The organism is Acidobacteriota bacterium, from assembly GCA_016196035.1.
In the GTDB taxonomy this organism is placed as follows: domain Bacteria; phylum Acidobacteriota; class Blastocatellia; order RBC074; family RBC074; genus JACPYM01.
Window position 1 is genome coordinate 1 of the sequence record JACPYM010000037.1, and the last position, 23,230, is coordinate 23,230.

At 58.8% G+C, this 23,230-nt stretch carries 15 protein-coding genes, 2 tRNA genes and 1 pseudogene; 7 read left to right on the forward strand and 11 right to left on the reverse strand.

Going from position 1 to position 23,230, the window contains the following annotated elements; all coding sequences use genetic code 11:
- Positions 1-101: 101 nt before the first annotated feature.
- From HY011_13035 to HY011_13055, 5 genes are all read right to left on the reverse strand, one after another.
- Positions 102-1,679 (reverse strand): protein kinase, encoded by a 1,578-nt coding sequence (locus HY011_13035; protein ID MBI3423855.1) that lies wholly within the window; start codon positions 1,677-1,679, stop codon positions 102-104.
- A 249-nt stretch (positions 1,680-1,928) separates the two neighbouring features.
- Positions 1,929-3,737, reverse strand: a complete 1,809-nt coding sequence (locus HY011_13040; GenBank protein ID MBI3423856.1) for an ABC transporter ATP-binding protein — start codon at positions 3,735-3,737, stop codon at positions 1,929-1,931.
- Positions 3,737-4,492, reverse strand: coding sequence for a hypothetical protein (locus HY011_13045; protein MBI3423857.1), 756 nt, complete (start codon positions 4,490-4,492; stop codon positions 3,737-3,739). The genes HY011_13040 and HY011_13045 overlap by 1 nt, the downstream gene beginning before the upstream one ends.
- On the reverse strand, positions 4,492-5,673 hold the full coding sequence (locus tag HY011_13050; GenBank protein ID MBI3423858.1) for a glycosyl transferase: 1,182 nt from the start codon (positions 5,671-5,673) through the stop codon (positions 4,492-4,494). The genes HY011_13045 and HY011_13050 overlap by 1 nt, the downstream gene beginning before the upstream one ends.
- A complete protein-coding gene (locus tag HY011_13055) occupies positions 5,670-7,022 on the reverse strand; it encodes a glycosyltransferase family 4 protein (protein ID MBI3423859.1) in 1,353 nt (450 codons plus the stop codon). The genes HY011_13050 and HY011_13055 overlap by 4 nt, the downstream gene beginning before the upstream one ends.
- A gap of 152 nt (positions 7,023-7,174) precedes the next feature.
- Here HY011_13055 and HY011_13060 point away from each other — a divergent pair.
- A pseudogene (locus HY011_13060) lies at positions 7,175-7,535 on the forward strand (IS1 family transposase).
- On the opposite strand, the gene HY011_13065 reads toward HY011_13060, so the two are convergent.
- Positions 7,452-7,634: a hypothetical protein gene (locus HY011_13065; protein ID MBI3423860.1), complete on the reverse strand. Its 183-nt coding sequence runs from the start codon at positions 7,632-7,634 to the stop codon at positions 7,452-7,454. The pseudogene HY011_13060 and the gene HY011_13065 sit on opposite strands and share 84 nt — an antisense overlap.
- A gap of 16 nt (positions 7,635-7,650) precedes the next feature.
- Between HY011_13065 and HY011_13070 the strand changes: the two genes are divergently transcribed.
- Entirely contained in the window at positions 7,651-7,854 is a 204-nt protein-coding gene (locus HY011_13070; GenBank protein MBI3423861.1) for a transposase, read from the forward strand.
- Here HY011_13070 and HY011_13075 read toward each other — a convergent pair.
- The gene (locus HY011_13075; GenBank protein MBI3423862.1) at positions 7,769-8,533 is read right to left on the reverse strand and encodes a LamG domain-containing protein; all 765 of its coding nucleotides are present in this window, start codon (positions 8,531-8,533) and stop codon (positions 7,769-7,771) included. The two genes, HY011_13070 and HY011_13075, sit on opposite strands and share 86 nt — an antisense overlap.
- A 311-nt stretch (positions 8,534-8,844) precedes the next feature.
- Between HY011_13075 and HY011_13080 the strand changes: the two genes are divergently transcribed.
- The 3 genes from HY011_13080 to HY011_13090 all read left to right on the forward strand — a co-directional run bounded on the left by HY011_13080 (position 8,845) and on the right by HY011_13090 (position 11,739).
- Complete coding sequence (locus tag HY011_13080; GenBank protein MBI3423863.1) at positions 8,845-9,339, forward strand: hypothetical protein; 495 nt, start codon at positions 8,845-8,847, stop codon at positions 9,337-9,339.
- Between the two features lie 286 nt (positions 9,340-9,625).
- Positions 9,626-10,414 carry a CRISPR-associated endoribonuclease Cas6 gene (gene cas6 / locus HY011_13085; GenBank protein MBI3423864.1) on the forward strand — a complete coding sequence of 263 codons (789 nt, stop codon included), beginning with the start codon at positions 9,626-9,628 and terminating at the stop codon, positions 10,412-10,414.
- On the forward strand, positions 10,348-11,739 hold the full coding sequence (locus HY011_13090) for a hypothetical protein (GenBank protein MBI3423865.1): 1,392 nt from the start codon (positions 10,348-10,350) through the stop codon (positions 11,737-11,739). The genes cas6 and HY011_13090 overlap by 67 nt, the downstream gene beginning before the upstream one ends.
- Positions 11,740-11,887: 148 nt before the next feature.
- On the opposite strand, the gene HY011_13095 is transcribed toward HY011_13090, so the two are convergent.
- Positions 11,888-11,962: transfer RNA gene (locus tag HY011_13095), tRNA-Asn, on the reverse strand.
- Positions 11,963-12,341: 379 nt separating this feature from the next.
- Between HY011_13095 and HY011_13100 the strand changes: the two genes are divergently transcribed.
- Positions 12,342-13,289: a c-type cytochrome gene (locus HY011_13100; protein ID MBI3423866.1), complete on the forward strand. Its 948-nt coding sequence runs from the start codon at positions 12,342-12,344 to the stop codon at positions 13,287-13,289.
- A gap of 67 nt (positions 13,290-13,356) precedes the next feature.
- Here the strand turns inward: HY011_13100 and HY011_13105 are convergent.
- Positions 13,357-13,429: transfer RNA gene (locus HY011_13105), tRNA-Ala, on the reverse strand.
- Between the two features lie 92 nt (positions 13,430-13,521).
- Here HY011_13105 and HY011_13110 point away from each other — a divergent pair.
- Positions 13,522-14,148, forward strand: a complete 627-nt coding sequence (locus tag HY011_13110; GenBank protein ID MBI3423867.1) for a uracil-DNA glycosylase — start codon at positions 13,522-13,524, stop codon at positions 14,146-14,148.
- 8 nt (positions 14,149-14,156) lie between these two features.
- Here HY011_13110 and HY011_13115 read toward each other — a convergent pair whose 3' ends face one another.
- Both HY011_13115 and HY011_13120 read right to left on the reverse strand, forming a co-directional pair.
- On the reverse strand, positions 14,157-15,305 hold the full coding sequence (locus tag HY011_13115; protein MBI3423868.1) for a mechanosensitive ion channel family protein: 1,149 nt from the start codon (positions 15,303-15,305) through the stop codon (positions 14,157-14,159).
- 97 nt (positions 15,306-15,402) lie between these two features.
- On the reverse strand, positions 15,403-23,097 hold the full coding sequence (locus HY011_13120; protein ID MBI3423869.1) for an HYR domain-containing protein: 7,695 nt from the start codon (positions 23,095-23,097) through the stop codon (positions 15,403-15,405).
- Between the last annotated feature and the right edge of the window lie 133 nt (positions 23,098-23,230).

Genomic DNA, 23,230 nt, shown 5'->3' on the forward strand with positions numbered 1-23,230 from the left:
CAAATCGCTTTCAATGAACACTTTATGGCAGAGATTTCTGCCAAGTACGCTTACGACCTAACTTGCTGGAAAAATCACCCGGCTTACGCAGAACTCAGGACTTACGGCGCTTTAGCTGCCTGATTTCTGTTCACAGTATTGCAAGTGGAAATCTTCAACTCATTCCCGCCCAGCGCCGGGATGACATACAAGCCTCCTTCACCTCGCTCCGAGCGAAAGGCGATGCGAGATCCATCCGGCGAAAATTCGGGCTGCCAGTCGTGGGCTGGGTCTTTCGTAACCTGAACCGGATTGCCCCCACCTACCTGTTGCAACCAGATGTCGAAGTTACCGCTGCGATTGGAACTGTAGGCAATGAAACGCCCATCAGGTGACCAGGTCGGTTCCCCCTGCAAACCTGGATCGAAAGTCAGTTGTGATAAGACCAACTGTGCTGGCGGTGTATTGTTGCGCCGCACTTGCAGATACTGGTAGGCCAAGTAAGCAGCACTTGTTCCAATCATAGTGAGGACGGTAAGACCGGCGATCATCCATTTTTTACGCCTAGTCATCTTCTTGGGCACAGGGAAAATGGTCGGATTACGCTCTGCCGTCTTTTCTTCGGACTTTTGAATTAGCGTCGGTTCCGAAACGCTACTTTTAGTTGCCGCTGGACGAAGCAGCGTCGCCCGCGCCTCTTGTTCATCTATGACAGTAGGCGCGCTGCTGACGGCAAGCTTGCCCGCTTCCGCTTGCGCCGCTGCCGGTGAACGCAACGCACTTTCAAACAAGCGCGCAACTTCACCTGCGCGCGCGGGCCGTTGCTGCGGGTCTTTCGCCAGCATCCGGCTCACCAACTGCTCAATCGTCATCGGCACATCGGGCCGCACTTGGCGCAGCGGTGGTGGTGTGGCCGCTTGCTGGAAGCGCATCAATTCGTGAATCGTGGGTGCGTTGAAGGGCAACGTGCCAGCCAACATTTCGTACAGCATCACGCCCAGCGAGTAGATGTCCGTCCGCCCGTCAATCCGCGCGCCCAGCCGGAACTGCTCCGGGCTGGCGTAATGCGGCGTCCCCATCAGCGCCGAGACTGGCGCATCTGTCGTCTCGCTGACGACCTTGGCGAGGCCGAAGTCCAGGACCTTCACCTGCGGCTGGCCGTTTGGCCCTTTGACGAGCATGACATTGGCGGGTTTCAGGTCGCGGTGAATGATGCGTTTGGCGTGCGCGGCATCCAGCGCGGCGGCGATTTGGTGCAACACACCCGCCGCGTGTTCCAGGCTGAGCTTGCCGTGACGGGCCAACGCGTCGGCGAGCGTCGTCCCTTCCAGCCACTCCATAATCAGGTAGGCGATGTCATCCGGCGTGCGGCCCGCGTCATAGACGGTGGCGATATTCTCGTGCTGAAGCTGCCCGGCCATGCGGGCTTCGCGTTCAAACAGCAGGACGACTTGAGCATTGCTCAGCGCCAGATTGGGCAGCAACATCTTGAAGGCGACTTTGCGATCAATCCGCAAGTGATGCGCGCTATAAACGGCACCCATCCCGCCCATACCGACCAGCGCGTCAATGCGGTATTTTTCGGCGAGCACACGGCCCACCAACCCGTAAGGGTCTTTGAGCACGAGCGACGCGCCGTCTTGCAAACAGAAGCGCTGTTCGTTGGGATAGTCACGTTGGCATTGCGGACATACTTTCATGGCAGGCTCAACTCAAACATGAACTCACCTGGGAGCGCAGGCATTCCTCCCTGCTTTAATAAATGCCGCGCAGCGTTCCTTATCCCTACTTCCACACCTTACGAAAACCGAAAAAGGATGCTGCGCGACTTCTTTTTCAGCAGGCAGGGATGCCTGCGCTCCCAGGAATGCGCTCCAAGATTGATGATGACGCAAGAGCAGTGGAATGCTAAGCGTTCGGCTTGATGCAGGCAAGTTTATCCAGTGTTTTCACGATCCCGGCGATTCCTTCACCCCGCGCCGCTGAAACATTCGATAAAAATCGCCGTGCAGTGCCAGCAATTCGGCGTGCGTGCCTTGTTCGACCAGCTTGCCGCGCCGCAAGACGAGAACCTGATCGTAGCCCTCAAGCGCCGTTAGGTTGTGGGCGATGACGAGGGTGGTCTTGCCTGCGCGCAAGCGGTCAACGGCTTCGTGAATGAGCGCCGCTGACTCACTGTCTACGGCAGAGGTCGGTTCATCCAGAATCAGCACGGACGAGTGTTTGATGATGGCGCGGGCCAGGCAGAGGCGCTGACGCTGGCCGCCCGAGAGCGTGCTGCCGCGCTCGCCGATGATGGTGTCGTAGCCTTCCGGCAAGGCGCTGATGAATTCGTGCGCGTGGGCCTCGCGGGCGGCGGCTTCGATCTCGGCTGGGGTGGCGTCGGGTTTGCCGTAGGCGATGTTTTCGCGGATCGAAGCGCCGAAGAGCAGCGCGTCTTGCAGGACGACGCCGATCTCGTGGCGCAGGAAGTCGCGCGGGTATTCTTCGATGTTGAGGCCATCCAGGCAAACCGCGCCGTGGGTGGCGTGATAGAACCGCAAAATCAAATTGGCAATGGTGGATTTGCCAGAGCCGGAAGACCCGACCAGCGCGACACGTTGTCCGGGCGCGATGTTGAATGAAACCTCTTGCAGCACTTGCTTGCCGTCACCGTAATCAAACGAGACGCGGTCAAAAACGATTTCGCCACTCAAGTGCGCCGCCACCTGCGTAACGGTTTCATTCCACTGTTCTGGCTCAGTAGCCAGAATCTCGCCGATGCGTTGCATGCTGACGATGGCGCGTGACAGCCGCGTCGAAGTCTTCGCCAGATTGCGCAGCGGTTTGTACATGTCGTTGAGATACGCGATGAAGATCAGCACCGTGCCGGGCGTCAGGCGTCCATCCAGCACGAGCAGCGCGCCATAAAGCACCGTGGCCCACAGTCCCGCCGCCTTGATCAATTCGACAGTGCGCGAAGCCGCCGCCGCCATGCGTTCCAGCTTGATCCCCTCGGCAGTGGTCAGGCTGCTGGCTTGGTCAAAGCGTTCCTGTTCGTAAAGTTCGCGGCCGTAGGCTTTCACCAGCCGTACCGAACTGAGCACTTCGTTCATCCGCGCGGCAATTAGTCCTTCGCGTTGGCGTTGCTGGCGCGTAGCGATTTTGATCTGCCGGTAAATGCGCGCGAGCGAGAAATAGAGCAGCGGGAACGTGGCGAGCACGACCAAACTCAAGCGCCAGTCGAGCATAAACATAATGGCGAACATGCCCGCGACTGTCAGCACTTGCGCCACAGAGGTGAGCACAGCTTCGACAAAGACATCTTTGAAGGCTTCGGTCTCGCCCGTGACCTTGCTGAGCAATTCGCCCGTGCGTGTGCGGTTGTGATAGGAAAGAGAAAGCTGTTGCAAGTGGGCGAACAATTCGCTGCGTAGCATGTAAATCAATTGATAACCAATGTACGAGGTCAATGCCTGCTGGAAATAAGCGAACACGCCGCTCAGCAGTGCGATGGCCAGAATACCTGATGACACGATCAGCGTCGCCAGCGTCTTGCCGCTTTGCAGCACCGCGCTCAGCCAAGCCAGCGAATGGGGCAGCGGCTTTTCGAGCAGGATGTGATCGAAGATGAGCTTGAGCGGCCAGGGCGACAGCAACTCCATCGCGGCGTATCCAACCATGCACAGCAACGCGAGCAGGATTTTTCCACGCACTTTATGCAGGAAGCGGCGCAACAACGCGCGGAAATCGGCTCGGGTTTCAGTGTTGGTTGCCATCAGTGCGTGTGCGTTAAGAGGCTCTGGAAGGTGTGGCACTCGACAATGGGCGTTTGCTGGAACAGCCGCAGCAACTCGCCCAACAGCGCAAGCGCTTCGTCGCTCATAACCTTGTGGTGCAACAGCATGCCGATGGTATTGGCCTGTTCGACTTGCTGAATCAACTCGCGCGCCAGTTCTTCAAGCGGTCGCAGTGCCGCGCCGCCGCGCCATTGGTACAGATCGAGCGTGCCCGGCAATTCGCTGAAGCGCGCACCCGCAAACGTCAGGTGTCCGTGATCGCGTGAAAGTACGCGGAAGTCCAGCGCCTCTAGCGCCTGCGCCGTCGCTTCCGTGCAACGATTCCAGGGCGGAATAAACACCGGGAACCACGCCGACCCAAACGCCGTGTTCATCCGCGCTTGCCCAGCGGCGATGTCGGCAAGCTGTTCGTCAAAACTACGGCCGGGGCCGAATTCGCATTTCTTGCCGGTGCGTTCGTGATTCGTGTGCAGCCAGCCGTGCTGGTTCAATTCGATCAATTGCGGCTGGCGCTGTTGAAAGGTTGTGAGCAAGGCAAGGCCCGCTTCGGTCAGTCGCCCTGGAATGACGCCCAGATTGAGCGGCGTTTCGGCGTGCTGAAACAGGTTGAGCAGGCGGTGCAGCGAGGGTTCATCCTCATCCACATCATCATCGCGAAAGAACAGACGTAACGGTGCGTCACGCCGGGCGCGCTGTTGCAAGGCGCTTTCCAATTGGGCAACGAATGGATTCATTAATAATTTGTTTCGGCTGCGGCGTGCAATTCACCCGCCAGCAAGGCCGCCAATAAGGCCGCCGTTTTGGGCGCGCCTTGCAAATCGAGCGGCATGGTGGGCACGGAGAGTGGCTGCGCAAGACTGCGCGTGATCGCTGACGCCAGATATTCCGGCGTCAGTTGCGCCGGTTCCAGCACCTTGACGTAGCCCCACGCGGCCAGCTTGCGCGCGCGCAAGGTTTGCTCGTGATTGTCGTGTTCGTTGAAAGGGTAGACCAGCGCGCGCACCTGTGCCGACACCAAGTCCATGCACGTGTTGTAACCCGCCATGCTGATGGAGAGAGCGGCCTGTTGCAGCCAGGCCGGAAACTCCGTGGTGTGGCGTTCCAGCGTGACGTCGGGGCGTCCGGCGGCCTGTTGCCGCAATTGGTCGAACTGTTCGTCGGGCATGTGCGGGCCGGTGAAAATTTGCCAGCGCTGCGGCTGGGCCAAGTGCGGCGCTGCCGCCAAGGCGCAAGCGATTAACTCGTGCCCCACGCGCCCGCCGCCGATGCTGACCACGATCAAGGGTTCAGTTGTAACCTGCGCAGGCGCTCGGGCGGGAGCGGGTTGCGCGACATAGCCGGTGTAACGAAGCGGGCAAGCCAGTTGCGCCACACTGCCGAAGGTTTCTTCCAGGCGTTGTAAATGCGGGTCGGCGTGAACCAGCAGCAGATCGAAATACTGCTTCAGTAAGGCGCAGACATCCGCTTCGTAACGCGCCTGGTCGGGCCGGTGCACCAGAATGTCGCGCAGGCTGCACACGATTTTGGTGGCGGGGTAGGTGGCGCGGGCCTGGGCCAGCAGGGGCAGTAACTCAAACTTGAATTTCTTGCGGCCAAACGGGAACAGTTCGATCAGCAAAATGTCCGGGGCGAAACGCTCAAACGTGGCTTGCAATAATTCTTTGCGCCGTGCTTTGACTTCGCCGAGGCTGGCTTGGCCGTCCACCACAAACAACTGTTCAAACGCGGCGTCAGAGCGCAGCGCGGGCAGGTAAATGACTTCCACCCAGGCGGGCCAGTGAAAGCCGGGCACGGCTTCGCCGCCATACAGAAAACAGATATCGAAATCGCGCAACGCAAACAGCAATTCGCGGCTGCGGATCAAATGTCCGATGCCCAGCAAGGACTGGCAATAAAATAGGACGCGCTTTTTCATAACGAAGCGGTTTGGCCGCGCTCTTCTACTGATTTCAAACAGTCCAAAAACAATTGTTGCAACGTGCGCACATTCGCTTCAGCCTCAAACAAACGACAAACCTTCGCGCGCGCGGCTTGTCCCAGCCGTTGCCGCAATTCGGGCGCGGCCAGCAACGTGACGATGGCGTCCGCCAACGCTCGTGCATCTTTGGGCGGCACCAGCCAGCCGCTGACGCCGTGTTCGATCAATTCGGGAATGCCCGAAATGCCGGTCGAAACCACCGGCAAGCCTGAGGCCATTGCTTCGACCAGTACGTTGGGGATGCCGTCGCGGTCGTTATTCTCGGCGATTTGGCAGGGCAAGGCGAAAAGGGTCGCCTGCTGATAAATCTGCCGCAAGGTCTCTTGCGTGACGGCAGGTTGCATCAGCACCGTGTCGTCTAAACCCAATTCATGAATCAGCGCCGTGATTTCCTGTTCGCGCACGCCCGCGCCGCTGATGAACCGACATTGAAAGCGCAGCCCCCGCGCTTTCAACAAACGGCAAGCTTCGATGAGAAAGGGAAAGCCTTTCTTCTCGACCACGCGGCCCACCGTCAGCACGACCGGTATCTCCGGTTCCTCCGTCGTTGCCGCACGCGGCGCGAATTGCCGCGTATCCAGCCCATGATAGACGGTGTAAATGGGCGTCTCGGTGACGCCCAACGCTTTCAAGTGCGTCCGATTCGCTTGTGTGCAAGTCACCGCGAATTTTGCCCGACGTAGTTTTGTTGGCAAGAGATCGCCGGGGTTGAGCGCCTGCACATAAATGTCTTTGGCGTGCGCGGTGAAGCTGAACGGCACGCCGCAAAGCTGGCTGGCGAACATCGTGACGGTCGTTGCGGTATGGCAGAAATGCGCATGCAGATGGCGCAGCGTGCCCTGCGCCAGGACTTGTTGCGCGATAAAACCGGCCTGCAAAAACTCCTTGAAAAAACTGGTTGCGGGTTGCCGCCAGGAACCTTGGCGATGTTTGAAGGCGCGTTGCACAGCAGTCAGCAGCGTTTGCACATACGCCACTGGGCGCGCTTTGAAGAGCGGCCAATGGCTGGCAAAAAACTGCGGCGCATTCAACCGCAGCCAAGCGGGAAAGGGCACTTCGCTAAGCGAACTGAGTTGCGGCAAATAGTGAATGGGCGCGCGCGTTGCCTCGACCACGGCGTGGCGCTGCGGGTCGGCTAAGTCGAGGATGGAAAAGAGCCGCAGGTTTAGACCCAATCGTTCGAGCAGGTAAATTTCATTCGCGATGAACGTTTCTGACGTGCGAGGATAGCTTTTGAGAACATAGCCGATTTCGTCGGCGTTGGGCGGCGCGGTGTGCAAATGCATTGGCAATGCTTACCCAACCGCGCCGGATTCTGTCAACCAACTTCTTCGGCTCAGCAGCTTAGATTTTTGGCTCAATAGCTGTTTCTAGGAGCCGAATCCCGGCTCCTTTCCATGCTCTTTGAGAAAGAAATCAAGATCAGCATACTGTGTTTATGCTGCGAATCGATAACCTGATAGACGATGAGAAATGTTACGAGAGCGTGCGCCAACTGCGCTGGCCGGACGGGATTCGGTGTGCATGGTGTAAGTCTGACCGTGTAAAAAAACGCGGCTTCCATCAACCAACGTCGGCAGGAGCGGCAACGCTATCATTGCAAGGCTTGTAAGCGCGACTTCGATGATCTGACCAACACCGTTTTTGCCGGCCATCATCAACCTTTACGCAAGTGGGTGTTGTGTCTCTATCTGATGGGACTCAACTTATCGAACCTACAGATCGCACAGGAACTGGACCTCGACAAGGATGACGTCCAGCAGATGACGACGCAGTTGCGCAGTGATGTGGTCGAGCGCAAACCCGCGCCCGTCTTGACGGGCGAAGTCGAAAGCGACGAGGTGTACATCGTCGCGGGCCACAAAGGACATCCGCTGGCCGTCAAAAAAAGGTCGCACCGGACGCCGCCGACGGTTGAAAGGGGAACGCGGACGCGGCACGCTAGCGAAAGAAAAACCGCCCGCGCGAGGGTTAGTGCAACGCGACGGTCAAGTCGCTATTCAGATGTTGCCCGATGTCAAACAACGCACGATCAAGCCCGTCCACACAGCGACAATCGCGGCGGGAACGCTGATCTATACCGATGAATACGACATTTACCAGTGCTGCCCGCATTAAACAGCGCCAGTACCTCGCCGGTCGTAAGCGCCCGATTGTAAATGCCCACTTCATCCAATTGCCCACGCCAGTTACGCCCGCCGCCGCCCCACGCGCCTAAGCGCAGGAATTGTGTGCCATCGTAAACAGGCGCTTGTGTGCCGCTGGCCGGGCCGACTTCCACGCCGTTCACATACACACGCGTGACGCGATTCGCATCCAGCGTCAGCGCCACGTATTGCCAAACATCGGCGGTCAAATTGAACGTAATGACGGGCTGGATTCCTGCTACGCCCCAGATGTATTGGTTCAACGTGCCGCCATTTTGTTGCAGCACCCAGGCGCGGTTGTCGGTGTGGTTGTTGTCAATGATGTTGGCGTAGGCGGTTTGCGTCGCGCCCGGTTTGACCCACAGCGCCAGCGTGAACGTCGGCAGATTGAACCACGCGCCCAACTCGATAGCATCGTCCACACCATCGAAGGTAAACGCCTGTCCGACGCGGCTAGTGTTGAACGTGACGCCATTCCGCAACGTGCCGGGATGCGCGTTCAAGACGTCGTTGGCATTGCCTTCACCGCGATACCAACTTACCAAACCCGTCGGAGCAGTGGTGCAGGCTGCCCCGACGTTGATCGTTACGGTCTTGGTGCCACTTACAGCGTTTTCGGTTTGAGTGTTCAGGCAGAAGAGACGAACCACGGAGGACTGGGAACACGGGAGCAGACTGACCTTGTTTTCCCCGTGCGCCCGCTGCTCCCCGAGGTTGATTCTGCCTGAACATCCAAGTCGAAACTGCTGTAAGACAGGCGGCGTCCAATCGAATCTGTAAATGCGAATCAAGGGTAAGGGCGCAAACCCAACAGACGTTGTAGAGTTGGGTTGTGAAACCAGAAAATCAACTCATACAACTCTATCTGTGAGTTTGCGCCGTCTACGATAAGCATCCGACGCTGAAGTATCAACGTTGGAGCAAGAACACGACCGAACCAGTCTTTACGGACCAGGAAGCGATGACCATCTACCTGTTTGGACATTTGCAAGAGCGCTTCAAAATCAAAGCCATCCATGTCTATATCAAGCAGCATTGGAGCGCTTGGTTTCCGCACCTGCCCAGTTATCAAGCTTTCAATCACCGGCGCAATCTGCTGGAGGACGTGTGGCCAGTGCTGCTCGGCGAGTTGCTGTCCCAAATGGAACTGCCAGCAAAAGAAGCAGTCCTTGTGCCCTTGCCGGGCACCTTATTTGGCGACAAAGCCTACCCCGATCAGGCGACCAAGCAGGCACTGGCAGCGCGCACGGCACGACGATTTGTACGCCAGACAAGAAAGAGAAAGGTCAGGCCGTCTATCACGTCGGCCAAAGCGGGTTATGGTCGCGTTTCGTTTCCGCCATGCGCCAGCCAATCGAATCAATCTTCAATTGGCTGGTGGAGAAAACCGGCATTCAGAATGCTGTCAAGGTTCGTTCCAGTGAAGGCTTGCGAGTTCACTGCCATGGAAAACTGACGGCAGCCTTCTATTTGCTCTGCTTTAACCCTTGATTCGCATGACGACCTTTTTCATACGTTGAGGTATTCGATATTCGATAGGATCAGCTTGGGATTGAAACGATTTATGTATACGGCACGTTATTACTTGGCTAAACGCTTCCACGCGTTGACCGACCAGAAAAGTCTCAGTAGCATTGCCGCTCGTCAGTGCCAACGCGGGCTTGGCCGATGGTGGCGCTTATTCGTGGTGGTAACTGTTACGTGCTTAACAACCTTACGAAATCAGCTAACAGGTCACACATATGCGTTTATTGATTCGCTTGCTGCCACTCAGCAACCCCGCTTCTTTGCCGTTGGATAATTACCCCTTAGCCGGAGTGATCTATCGGTCTGTCGCCAGCGTCGCGCCGGATTACGCCGAGTTTTTGCACGAAGAAGGCTTTGCCGCGCACGTACCCAACAAAGAACCCCGCAGCCCCGAACACAAACGCTTCAAGTTTTTTGTGTTTTCCCGCCTCGAACAGTCTGGCAAACGTATCGCCAATGGCAGGCAATGGCTCAGCCCGCGTCCGGTAGATTGGAAAGTCGCTTCGCCGCTGGACGAACTGATGCAGTTGTTTGCCAGCGGCTTGATTTCACAAGGGACAATTCGCATCGGCGATAAAGCTGGCGGTTGTGAATTCGAGGTTACAGAGATTATCGAACTCCGTGCGCCGCAGATGCGCCGCGCAGCACATTTCAAAACCTTATCGCCCTTGTTCGTGAGTGTAGATGAGAGCCGCGCGGATGGCAGCCGGACGAAACAACATCTGCGTGCTGATGACCGCCGCTTTGCCGGGCAAATTCGCGCCAACCTCATCAGAAAATATCAGGCGCTGACTGGCGCCGAGCCTGCAAATAGCGAATTACACTTTCAATTCGACGGCCCGCCCAAATCTCAATTGGTGCAGTATCGGGAAACGAATCATCACTGTTACCTCGGTAATTTCACCGTCAGCGGCAGCGCGGAACTGATTCGTCTCGGTTGGGATTGCGGCTTTGGCGAAGCCAATTCGAAAGGCTTTGGGATGGCCGAATACCTCTTCAAGTAATGTCAGTGTCAAAACGTCAAAACCATCTGAGACGCCGCTGCCAAAGCGGTGCTACGACTTTTGACCGAGGTGATTTACCATCAACTACCCAATCCGCGAGAACCGATTCAACAACCTTCGATCAGACTGACTTGCTCGCCTTGGCTGGGCCGCGTGTTTTCAACCGTGGACAGACATATTTTGAACAAGGGCATGTGATCGCGCTGCTGCTATCGAACGAGCAATCGCGTGCTTGGGTGTTCGGCGAAAGGCCATATCGTGTGACGCTGGCTTGCTGCGATAACAGTTGGCATGCCGAATGCGATTGTCCGATTGGAAAAGGCCGCGGTCTTTGCAAGCACGCCGTGGCATTGGGGCTGGCTTGGTTGCACCGTCACAACGGGCCGCCCTTAAAAGACGGAAACCGCTTGCTGGAATTCGTCATTCACACCCTAATGAGTTTGGAGCACGCAACAAAGGCCAATGCTGACTGGCTTCAATGCGTGCAGGTCACACTCGAGAAGTTGCTCGATCAGGGCCAGTTGCGCACAGCCCTCAAATTGATCGAGCAATCTCTGCTGATGCAGGCCGAAGCCCAGCGCTTGCCGAATGTAAACCTGGTTGAACTTGCGCGCCTGGAAGACATGCTCTGCCAGTTTCACCAAATCGTATGTCAAAGAGACGCCATCTCGCTAGCAACACGCGCGCGGCGCTTGCTCAAACTGCAACTCGGTCTGGTTGGCGAGGGTATTGCGCTAACTCCGTTTGGCGAAAAGCTAGCCAGGCTGAATGCAGAAGTTTTTGGCAACGACTGGGCTGCGGCCTATCAAAAGCAAAGCAAAGAATTTTGGGCAACACTTGCCACGCTCGAAGACGCAAAATTAAATCTGGTGCAACGACGCCAACGGGTTTGGCTCGCACAAAGTTTGCAAATGCCAACTCCGCAAGCCAGCCATTCTGACCAGGCGACCTTGCCAACTGAAGGCAGCGAGAAGAGCGCAGGAAATAGCGACCTTGTGCAAAACTGCTTGGCGGCGGGAAACCTCGAAGCGGCCTGGCAGGCAGCTCAGGCCGGTGGTTGCAGCGATGCGTTATGGCTGAGATTGACCTCAATGCGTGCCCGCCAGTATCCGGCAGAGTCTTTGATTGTTTATCAACGCTTGATTCGACGGGCCTGCGACCGCAAAGACGGCTACTCCGCCCAACAAGCTTTCAAGTTGCTGCCCATCGTGCGCCGCCTCTTGCAACGGTTGAGTCGGATTGAGGAGTTTGACGAATTCGTATCGAGTCTAGTCGAGCGATATGGTCATCAACGAACCTTCCGCCACCGGCAAAGCGCAAAATAATTGCCAATCAATTTCCAGCGGCAAGGCGGGCGCCTGAGATTGACCCAGGATTGAATGCATAAATCAACGGCCGTTCGGATTGTGGAAGTAAGTGTGGAAGTAAAAGCAAAAGGCCGCGTGTGCGGCCTTTGTAAGTGCTTGCAATAATTGGCTCCTCAGGTAGGACTCGAACCTACAACCCCCCGGTTAACAGCCGGGTGCTCTGCCATTGAGCTACTGAGGAGCATAACCTCATCCGATTTAGGAAGCGTGAAAATACAATACGCGCCAATGTCTGTCAACCGGCTTTCGTGCGCTACGGGGGGTGGTTGACTTCACTAATAACAGGCAGTAGAAATTGCCCAAGGCTTGTTTCCGCGCGCAATAAGTAGGGCTGGCAGTGACCGCAGGCTGGTTTCGCTAAATTTCTTTGAGCGCGAAACAATGAATAGCTGACTGGGTTAAGAATGAGAGAAAAGCTGGCAACTTTGGTGTTAATGACTGCCGCTTTGGTGGCTTGTACCGCTCATAAACAACCGGCTGTAGAAACATTGAAGCCTGGTGCAGCGGCGTATCAGTTAAAAGTTCCGCTAGGGTTGGATTTGGAAGCCGCTTCTTACTCTGTGCCACAGGAAAATCCTTTAACCGAAGCGAAGCTCAAGCTGGGCAGGCGGCTCTATTTTGACAAGGCGCTTTCAAGCAACAACACGCTGTCGTGTGCGTCGTGTCATCTTCCTGAAAAAGGTTTTGCTGATCCGCGGCAGTTCTCGCTGGGCGTGCATGGGCAAAAGGGTGGCCGCCAGGCACCTGCCCTCATCAATCGCGCGTTCAGTCGCAAACAGTTTTGGGACGGGCGTGCCGCTTCGTTGGAAGTGCAGGCGTTGGGGCCAATTATGAATCCAATCGAGATGGCCCGCCCGAACATGAAAAGCGTGGTCAGCCGGTTGGAAAAAGATGCCAGCTATGTGGCGGCGTTCAAGGCTGCTTTCCTGGCGGAAGGCGGGGCCATCAATGACATCACAATTAGCCGTGCCCTCGCCAGTTTTGAGCGGAGCATTATGTCGGGCAATAGCCCGTATGATCGCTTCACGCAATTAAAGGACTCGTCGGCAATGAGCGAGTCGGCGCAACGGGGCTATCATCTGTTTCTGGGCAAAGCCAATTGTGCGAGTTGCCACGTGGGTTTCAATTTCACGGATGAGAGCTATCACAACTTGGGGTTGGGCGTGAATGCGAAAAAGCCCGATTTGGGCCGGTATGCAATCAGCAAACTGGACGGGCAACAAGGCGCGTTCAAAACGCCGACCTTGCGCGAGATCGCGAATACCGCGCCGTATATGAATGACGGTTCGCTGAAAACACTGGAAGAGGTCATTGAGTTTTATGACAAAGGCTGTCGCGAAAACAAATGGCTGTCGGCGAAGATCAAACCGTTGGGCCTGACGACTCAGGAAAAACAGGATTTGGTCGAGTTTCTCAAGGCGCTTTCCGGCGAAGTTGTGTGGTACGGCAAAGACGAGGATCTGAAACATGCTGCGGCGCAGAGCCGATATGGAGTGGGGAAGATGTAATCGCCGAGGAGTGATGGTTACAAAACAGAAACGGCAGGCCATCTGATCCTGCCGTTTCTAGTTTTGATGGACCAGAGGAGGATCGAACTCCTGACCTCCGCATTGCGAACGCGGCGCTCTCCCAGCTGAGCTACTGGCCCGAAAACGTGCGTGATCTTAGCCGCTGGGTTTCGGGCTGTCAAGTTGAGGGTTGGACGTTGCTTCGGCTGCTGGAAAAGGAGAGAAAGTGCCTATGAATACGGCTTTATTCGACGATTTGGACGCGGCCTTGTACGTGGAAGAAGTGACTGTTCCAGCCGACGATTCGTTGGCGCAAATCCTGGCTGACGTGCAACAGAGCCAGGTGTGCGGCGCGTGTCAAAACAACTGGCCGCTCGTCTTTGGCGAAGGCGACGCCAAGGCTGAATTGATGTTGATCGGCGAAGGCCCCGGCGTAGACGATGCGGCGACGGGGTTGCCGTTTCAGGGACAGGCGGGCGTGTTGCTGAACAAGATGCTGGCCGCCATCAATGTGGCGCGCGTGGAATGTTATGTGTGCAATGTCATCAAGCGCATTCCGCCGGGGCAGCGCAAATTTTCTGTGGAAGAGATCGAAGATTGCCGGCCCTTTTTGCTGCGCCAGATTTTAGTCGTGCGCCCGCGGTTGATCGTGGCGTTTGGCGCGTTGGCGGCGCAAACCTTGATCCGCTCGAAAAAGACCATTTCGGAATTGCGCGGTCGCCAATTCACGCTGCGGCTCAATGCGTTTGAAGTTCCTGTCCTGCCGACTTTCAACCCCGCCTATCTGTTACGCGTGGCCGAAAAGAAGCGTGAGGCGTGGGATGATTTGAAGCAGGTGCGCGCATTGCTCAAACGTTGACCCGCCGGTCACGCGGGACGCTTTTTATCGCCTACAGGTGTTTCTTCTTTGCCCGGCGCCAGCACGAATTGCTCGCGGGTGGGTGCTTTGATGTCCAGTTCGTCAAACGCGAGTTTGATGCGGCGGCGCAATTCGCGGGCGATTTCGGCTTGTTTGTTGGCGGCGGTTTTGGCGGTCAGGCGCAATCCGATGCTGGTGTGGGTGAGCCGTTCGACGCCCAGCATGAGGGGTTCTTCAATGAGATCAGTGGGGCGCTCCGTGCGCATCTGGTGGGCGGTGGCGAGCATCGCTTTCATCGCGCGGTCAATGTCCTCGGTGTAATCAACTTCAAAATCGAGCACCGCGCGGGACCAATCCTTTGAGAAGTTCGAGACCGTCGCAATCGTGCCGTTCGGAATCGTTGTCAGCGACCCATCCAGCGCGCGCACCAGCGTCATGCGCAGCGTCAGCCGTTCGACCGTGCCGCTCGTTTCGCCAACCTTGATCGTATCGCCGACGTTATATTGGTCTTCCAACAGAATCATAAAGCCAGCAAAAAAATCCTTGATCAGGCTTTGCGCGCCAAAGCCGACGGCAATGCCGATAACCCCGGCGCTGGCGAGAATGGGCGTGACGTTGACATCCAGGTGTTGCAAGACCGCCAGCAGGCCAATGAAGAAAATGACGGTTTGCGCCACGCCGCGAAAGATGGCCGAGAGCGTTTGCGCACGGCGGTTGGCGGTCGTTTCACCGCGTTCGATGGCGCGGCGTTCAAAGAGCTTGAAACCTGTGCGAATGAGCGCGGTGGCGAAGCGGGCCAGGAAAATCGTCGCCACCACATCAATGGCGAGGTTCACGCCCGTATCGAAGAGCCAAGTGCCGGCGTGCGCGCGGATCAATTCCAGGCGTTCACTGAGCGTCTCGATACGCGAGCGTGTTTGTGGCAATAGGAAAATGATAAAGAGCGCATAGAGCACCCAGACGGTGGTGCGCAACGCGTTGCCGCCCCATTCAAGCAAAAAGTCTCGTAATGAGTTTGGTTCATCCGGCTGTGTTTCCAACAGCGCAAAACGTCGCTGTAAACGGCGTCTTGCCACGCCGATAAGCCAATGCGCCATCCAAGCCAGAACGCCCGTAAAAACGGCCAACAGAATGATAACGGGGATTTCGTTGTTCACGCGCGCCAGTCTAAAAGCAAACGCCGAAAGTTCAAAGCTGCGGCGATTGCGGCAGTGATGAACCTTCGGCGCTCAAGGAAAAAAAGCGATCAACGCTTTAGGGGCTAACCGCAAAGGCGTTGGCTTTGACAAGCGTTTCGCCGCTCGGATTGGTGATGATGAGATTGCGCAAGTTGGTCAATGCCGCTGTGGAGATCACCACGCGCACATTGAGTTGTGTGGAATTCAAATAGGTTGTCGCGGTGGTGATGCCGCCGCCGCTCAATTGCACTTGTGTGCCCGGCACGAAACCTGTGCCGGAGAGGGTGATGGTCACCGTTTTCCCCGCTTTCCCCATCGAGGGCGAAACGGATGTGACGCTCAGGCTGGCCGCGTTGTTGGCCAGCACCGTCAGCTTCTGCGCGTTGGTGGTGCTGACGCCGCCACGGCCATCGCTGACGCGCAACGCCAACAGATGTTCGCCCAGCGGCAAGCGCACCTCGGCAACCGCGCCGCTGGCAATCGCTGTCCCGCGATCCAGCCAGGTGAAGCTGAGTTGATCGCCCTCCGGATCACTCGAAGCAGAGCCGTCCAATTGCACAGAAGCCTGACCGCTTTCATTGGCAATCAGCGTGTCAGGCAGCCGGTTGGCCACGGCCACGGGCGGTTGATTATTCAAATTATCAGCCACCGTGAGCGTAAATGGATTGCTGGTGCTGACGCCGCCGCGTCCATCATTGGCGTTGATGCGCAAGGTGTATAGCGCGGTGTTGTCGCCCGCCGGCGGTGCGATATGCAAGGTTGCCGTGCGCTGGGCCGAATTGGCTTTGGTTAGCGTGATGAACGCGGGCGCATTTTCCAGCGCAAACGTGACCGGGTCGCCGTCAGCATCGGTGGCGCGGATTTCGACTTCGATGGTTTGCCCGCGCACGACCGTTTGGTTGGGAATGGTTTCGATCACAGGCGCGTGATTGCCCACGGTGACCGGCGCCCACGAGAGACGCGCGGCTGCCAAACCGCCCGCGTCGTAATGCTCAAACCGCAAGGTATGCAGGCCCGCACTCAATTGCACATCTGCGGTGAAACTGGTTTCGGATTGATCCTTCCATTGGTCAAGGCGAATGACATCGTCCACATACAAACGCACGCCGTCATCGCCCGTCACGGCAAAGCGATAAACACCGGCGTCGAAATTGACCGCGCGCGTCCAGCGAATCGAGAAATTGTCTACCGGCACGTTGCAGGCCGCACTGGGGCTTTCCAATCCAAAACTGAAGTTGAGATTGCCCGCGCCGTCATCGCGCACCAGCACCGGCGTGCCCTGCAACAAACGGTTGCTGAAGTACTCGCCTTTCCAACGTTCAGCCGGGACGTTCGCCGCACACGACGACGCTTCGTTGACCTTGATCGTAAAGGCGGCGCTGGGCGTCTTGCCGCCTTTGCTGTCTTCGGCCTGCACGCGCACGTTGTCGAACATCCCCGCCGTCGTGGGCGTGAGCCGCAATGTAGCCGTGCGTTGCGCCGGATTGGCGTTGACGATGCTGGCGAAGCCGGGCGCGTTGAGCAGCGTGAACGTCACCGGGTCGCCGTCTTCATCGGTGGCGCTGAGCGGCACATCCAGCGTTTGGCCGCGCGTCAGGGTTTGCTCGCCCAACGTCGTGGTGATGACGGGCGCGCGATTGGCGGGGCCAGCGGGCGTCAGTTTGCGCACGCGCAGATTGCCCGCATCGCCGATGAAGACACTGCCATCCGCCGCCACCGTCACGCTGGAGGGCAGGTTCAGCTTGGCTTGTGCTGCCGCGCCGCCATCACCGTCAAACCCCGCCACGCCATTGCCCGCGATGGTTTTGATCAGGCGGCTCGCGCCATCCACGCGGCGCACGCGGTGGTTGCCTTGATCCACGATGTACAAATTGCCGTTGCCATCCACGCCGATGTCGGACGGATTGTTGAACTGCGCGTTGGTCGCTGGGCCGTCTTCGCCGCCGAAATTTTGCGTGCCGTCGCCCGCCGCGGTCGTGATGGTTTTGCTAACGGCATCCACGCGGCGTATGCGCTGATTGCCCCGGTCGGCGATATACAAATTGCCTTGCGCATCAAAGGCCAAGCCGGTCGGATTATTCAAGGTGGCTTGGTTGGCCGGGCCGTTGTCGCCGCCGAAGCCCGCGCCGCCATTGCCCGCGTAAGTCGTGATGAGGCCCGTTGCGGCATCCACACGGCGTATGCGCTGATTCGCCATGTCCGCGATATAAACGTTGTTCTGGGCGTCCACCGCCAACGCGCCGGGCCGATTCAAGCGCGCCGAAGTCGCCGAGCCGAAATCGCCGACGCTGCCGCCCACGCCATTCAACGAACCGGCGAAATGCGCGATGCGTCCGTCAGCGCCGATCTTGCGCACGCGATGAAAGACGGAATCGGAAACATAGATATTGCCCTGGGCATCTTGCGTATTCACAGCCACGGCCGCGCCGCCCGTCGCGCCAAAGCTGGCATAAATCGCCGGGCCATTGTCACCGCTGTTGGCATTCGCGCCATTGCCTGCCGCCGTGCGAATAACGCCCGGCGTTGCGCCCGCCAGGAAGACGCGGCGCACGTTGCGGCTCTGCGCGTCCACGATCAGCAACTGCCCGTCTTTGTCAAAGCTGAGCGCCGTCGTCGAACGCAGTGCTGCCGTAACGGCCAAATCGCCATCGCCGCTGAAACCATACGCGCCATTGCCCGCAACAGTGGAGATGGTAAACGCTGTAACACCGCCGCCCATGCCGCCGCTGGGCGTGACCGTGATGCGGAACGAAGCGCGCCCGACATTGCCGCGCGCATCGCGGGCCGTGAAATTGACCGTCGTCGTGCCTACCGGGAACAGCGCGCCAGACGTTGGCTCCGCCGTGACGGCGACATTGCCGTCCACCAAATCGGTCGCGGTCGGCAAAAGGAATGTCACATTCGCACCGCTCGCTGAAGCGGCTGGCGTCGTGACATCCGCCGGAACGTTGGTGAGCGTGGGCGGCGTGGTGTCTTGCACGACGACCGTTTGCGCGGGTGTGGAAGTCGTGCCACCTCGATTGTCCGAAACCGCGAGGCGCAGGCTGTGCGTGCCAATACCCAAAATCACCGTGGCCGTCGCGCTCGTGGCGATTGGCGTGTTGCCGTCGAACCACGCGAACGTAATGGGGTCGCCGTCAGGGTCGCTGCCGCTGCCACTGAGGGCGACCTGTCCGCCCGCCGCTGAAGCCGCTTCAAGCGGCGAAGCCACTGCGTTGGCATTGGCCGTCGGTGGGCGGTTGTTGGGCGAAGGTTCGGTGACCGTGACGTTGAATGCCGCGCTGTTGGTGAGGCCGCCCTTGCCGTCGCTGGCCTGAATTTGCAGGTTGTTGAACGTGCCCGTTTCAGTCGGTGCGAGCCGCAAGGTCGCCGTGCGTTGCGGCGGATTGACGTTGATGAGCGTGGCGAAGGCGGGCGCGTTCTGCAACGTGAAGCCCACGCTGTCGTTGTCTTCGTCGCTGGCGCTGACAGCCAGTTCCAGCGTTTGGCCTTTGACCAGCGTTTGATTGCCGATGTTCGAGGTGAAGACCGGCGCGCGATTGCCCGGCTGGGCGTTGTTATTGGCGATGCGGCGCACACGCGAGTTGGCGCTGTCGCCGACATACAGATTGCCCAGCGCATCAAACGCCAGGCTGGACGGCATGCTGAATTGCGCCTGCAAGGCCGGGCCGCCATCACCAGCGAAGCCTTGCGCGCCTGTGCCCGCGACGGTCTTGATCACTTGGCTGCCCGCGTTGACGCGGCGCACGCGGTGGTTGCCCTGCTCGACGAGGTAAAGATTGTTATTGCCATCCACTGCGACATCGCTGGGATTGTTCAGCACGGCATTATTCGCCGGGCCGTCATCGCCGCTGAAATCTTGCGCGCCCGTGCCTGCGATGGTGCTGATGTTTTTGGTCACGGCATCCACGCGGCGAATGCGCTGGTTGTTGCGGTCGGCGATAAAGAGATTGCCTTGCGCGTCGAAGGCCAAGCCGGTCGGATTGTTCATGCTTGCCAGCGTTGCCGCGCCACCATCGCCACTGAAACTTGCGGAGCCGTTGCCCGCATAAGTCGTGATCGTGTTGGTGCTGAGGTCTACGCGACGAATGCGGTGATTGCCGGAATCTGCGATGTAAACATTGCCTTGCGCATCCAGCGCGATGGCCGTGGGGCGCGTCAGCCGTGCCGCCGTGGCCGCGCCGTTATCGCCTTGCGAACCCGAGACGCCCGTCGGCGAACCGGCGAAATGCGCGATGCGTCCGTCGCTGGCGGTAACGCGCCGCACGCGGTGGAAGCTGGCGTCAGACACATACAGATTTCCCTGCGCGTCCACCGCCACGCCGCCCGGCGCGCCAAAGCTGGCATAGATGCCCAGATTGCCATCACCCGTGTTGGCGTTCGCGCCATTGCCCGCAACCGAGCGGATGACGCCTTGCGGATTCACCGCGCGCACGTTGCGGCTCAGGCCATCCACAAACAAAACATTGTTGTTGCGATCCACGCGCAAGGCGCGCGCTTCGCGCAAGGTGGCGTTCGTCGCCGGGCCGTTGTCGCCGCTGGAGCCGGAATTGCCGTTGCCCGCCAGCGTCGTGATGTTGCCAAACACCGCTTCAGGTGCAGGGCCGCCGCCGCCCTGATTGACCGTGATGCGAAACGAAGCGCGCCCAATATTGTTGCGCGCATCTTTCGCGGTGAAATTGACGACGGTGGTGCCGAGCGTGAAGAGCGCACCCGAAGGCGGATCAGCCGTGACCGTGACCGGGCCGTCCACTGCGTCAGTGGCGGTCGGCAAGGTGAACGTCACGGTTGCGCCGCTGGCCGAAGTCGCGGCTGTCGTCACATCCGCCGGAACGTTGGCGAAGACCGGCGGCGCGGTATCTTGCACGACGACGGTTTGCGGCGTGGTCGTGGCGCTGGCGTCTTTGGCGTCGGTCGCGCGCAACGTGATGCTGTGCGAACCGAAAGCGAGCGTGACATTGGCCGTCGCCGTCGTGGCGATGCGCGTTGCGCCGTCGAACCATTGGTATGTGACCGGGTCGCCATCGGGGTCAGTGGCCGTGCCAACCAAAGTGACTTGGCGACCCGCGGGCGAATTGGCTTCGAGTGGCGAGCCGAGAGGTTGTGCGCTCACCGTCGGCGCGCGATTCACATCGCTGACCGTCACCGTGAAGCTTTTGGTGTCGGTGGCGTCGCCATCATTGGCGACGATGGAAATTTGATAGACGCCCGCATCGCTGAAACCGGGCGCGAGTTGCAAGCTGGCCGTGCCATTGTTGGCGGGTGTAAACGTAGCAAAACTTGGTTTGTTATTGATCGTCAGCGTGAGCGGATCGTTGTTGCCATCGGTGGCGCTGATGTTCACCGTTTGCGTCTGGCCTTCATTGAGCGTGACGTTGCTGATGGCCGCCAGCACGGGTGGTTGATTCGGCGTTTGCACCAATCTGCGAATGCGGTTGTTGTTGGTGTCGGTGAACAGCAGCGAATTGTCAGGCAGCGCCAGCAAGCTGACCGTGTATTGAATATCGAAGTTGCCGGTCGGATTCGGAAAATCCATGCGCGCCCGATTGGCCGCGCCGCCATCGCCGCCAAACCCGCGCTCGCCCGTGCCCGCCATCAGGCTGACCGTGCCCAGGGCATCGGTGGGCGCAACGATGCGCATGATCTGATTCGTGCCTGAGTTCGTGACGTAAATATTCCCGGCGCTATCGGTGATGACATCGCGCGGACGATTGATGCCGCGCGGCTGATCGGCGATGGCGACAAACGTCGCCCCCGACTGGCGCAAGACGCGATTGGCCTTGGTGTCGGCAATCAGCAAACGACCTTGCGAATCAAAGGCAATGCCAGTTGCGCCGTTAGTCGCGAAGGGCGTGTCACCATCCGCGCCCGGCACGCGCAAACTTTGAATTACGCCGGTCGCGCCATCCACAATGCGGATGCGGTTGCTGCCCTGATCGGCGATGTAAATGTTGCCTTGCGCGGTGACCGCGACATCGGTGGGGAAGATGACCGCGCGACTGGCCGGGCCGCCATCGCCGATGTTGCCGTTCGTGCCGTAACCGGAATTGGGCACGACATCGTTGACGCCAACCAGGTCTTTGATCTGACCGGGCGGCACGCTGATGCTGTTGGCAGGGTTGTTGGGGAAAAGCGTGACCTCGGCGTTCGAGGTGTTCAGAAAGCGGATGTGGCCGCTGCGGCGTCCGCTGACGGTGTTGGGCGGTTTGATCAGCGCGCCGTATTGCGAATCCACGATGTACAAACCATTGCTGACCGCAAACAGACCTTGCGGCGATTCGAAACTCGCCGTGATGATGCGGTCGTCATTGCGCTGGATGGTGGCGTTGTTGTTGAGCGTGACGATGTGGCCGGGTTGTACCGTGCGTTCCCAGGCCGTGCCGCCAAACAGCGTGACAGGCGTCGTGCCGCGATTGACATAACGCAGCAGGCTGATCGGCGACGGCGTCGTGTCGGCGATAAACAGATTGCCTTGCGTGTCTACGGCAATGCCGGTGGAGCCTTGCAATTCCGAACTCGTCGCCGGGATGTTGTCATACGGCCCTTCCTGTCCGTTGCCAACCACGGTGTTGATTTGCTTGGCGCCGATGCTGACGCCCGCGACGGTGACGGATGCATTGCTCAAATTGGCATAGCGCGCCCGCCGGAACAGAAAGTCGGGAATGAACAAGCCGTTGGCATCGGCGGCAAACGGCACGCTGCGCTGATCGGTGCTGCTCGGCAAGGTGATGTTGGCCGCGAGCGCCAAGCCGCCATCGCCGCAGGTGGGCCGGTTGAGCTGATCGCAAACCGTGGCGCTGTTGTCACCCACCACGGCGGTCACGGTGCCGTTGGCATCCACCCGCGCGTATTGCTGGCGATTGCCGAGCGCCACATAAATCGTCCCGTTGGGCGCGAGCGTCAGCCCCGTCGGGAAATCCAGCCGCGAGGCGATGGAAGTGATCGTGCCCGCGCCATCAATTTTGCGCACCGCGCCCGGATTGCGCCGCGCGTCGCCACCCTCGGCAATCAGCAAATTGCCCGCACTGTCAATGATCATGCCCAAGGGGCTGACGATACGCGCTTCGGTCGCCGCGCCATTGTCGCCATTGCCCGTGCCCGGTTCGCCGCCCCCGGCATACACGCTTTCCTGCCCGGTCGCGCCATCCAGACGCCAGATCACTTTGGTGGTCGAATTGATGGTCAGCGTGCTGACATAAAAGAAATCGCGCGTTTGCGGTTTGAAGGCCAGCGCCCGCAGTTCGGGCCGCGCGATGGAAAAAACCTGGCCGATCATGCCCGGCGCGGTCGTCGCGCCAAAAAAGGTGAGACTTTGCGTGCCGACGTTGATCACGCGAATCGCATTGACCAGCGGCGTGCAGATGTAAACAGCATTGCCCGACGGGTCTACGACCAGGCCCGTCACCAGCGATAAATCCACTTCGCGCGCCATGCCGAGTTCCGGTACCGCGCCGCTGCCCGCGACCAAGCCGATTTGTCCCGGCGGAATCGTCGCGCCCGCCAGTGTGACCGCGTTGGCGGTGGTATTGACGAAGCGCAACAGGCTGGAATTGTTGACTTCGTCCACCACATAAAAGCCGCGCCCCAACGGGTCGAGTGCCGTGGCCGAAGGGTAAACCATCGGCGCCTCGCGCGGCGGCACGTTGTTGGAAAAGCCGCCGCCCGCAATCGTCGAAATGATCGTGCGCGCCCCCACGCCGCCTTGTACCGGGGCGGCCAAGCCAAAGGCCGTCCCTATGCGCGCCAGGAAACCTGACACTTGTGTTTCCATCGCCGCTGCCTGGTGTGTTTGCCAAACAGCGCCGCCCACGCCGAGAGCGAGCAAAGTCAGAGTGAACCCCAACCGGCGTTGCAAACGGGAAAGCAGGTGAGGCACAGACACGCGTGGTCGCAGGTGAGGAAAA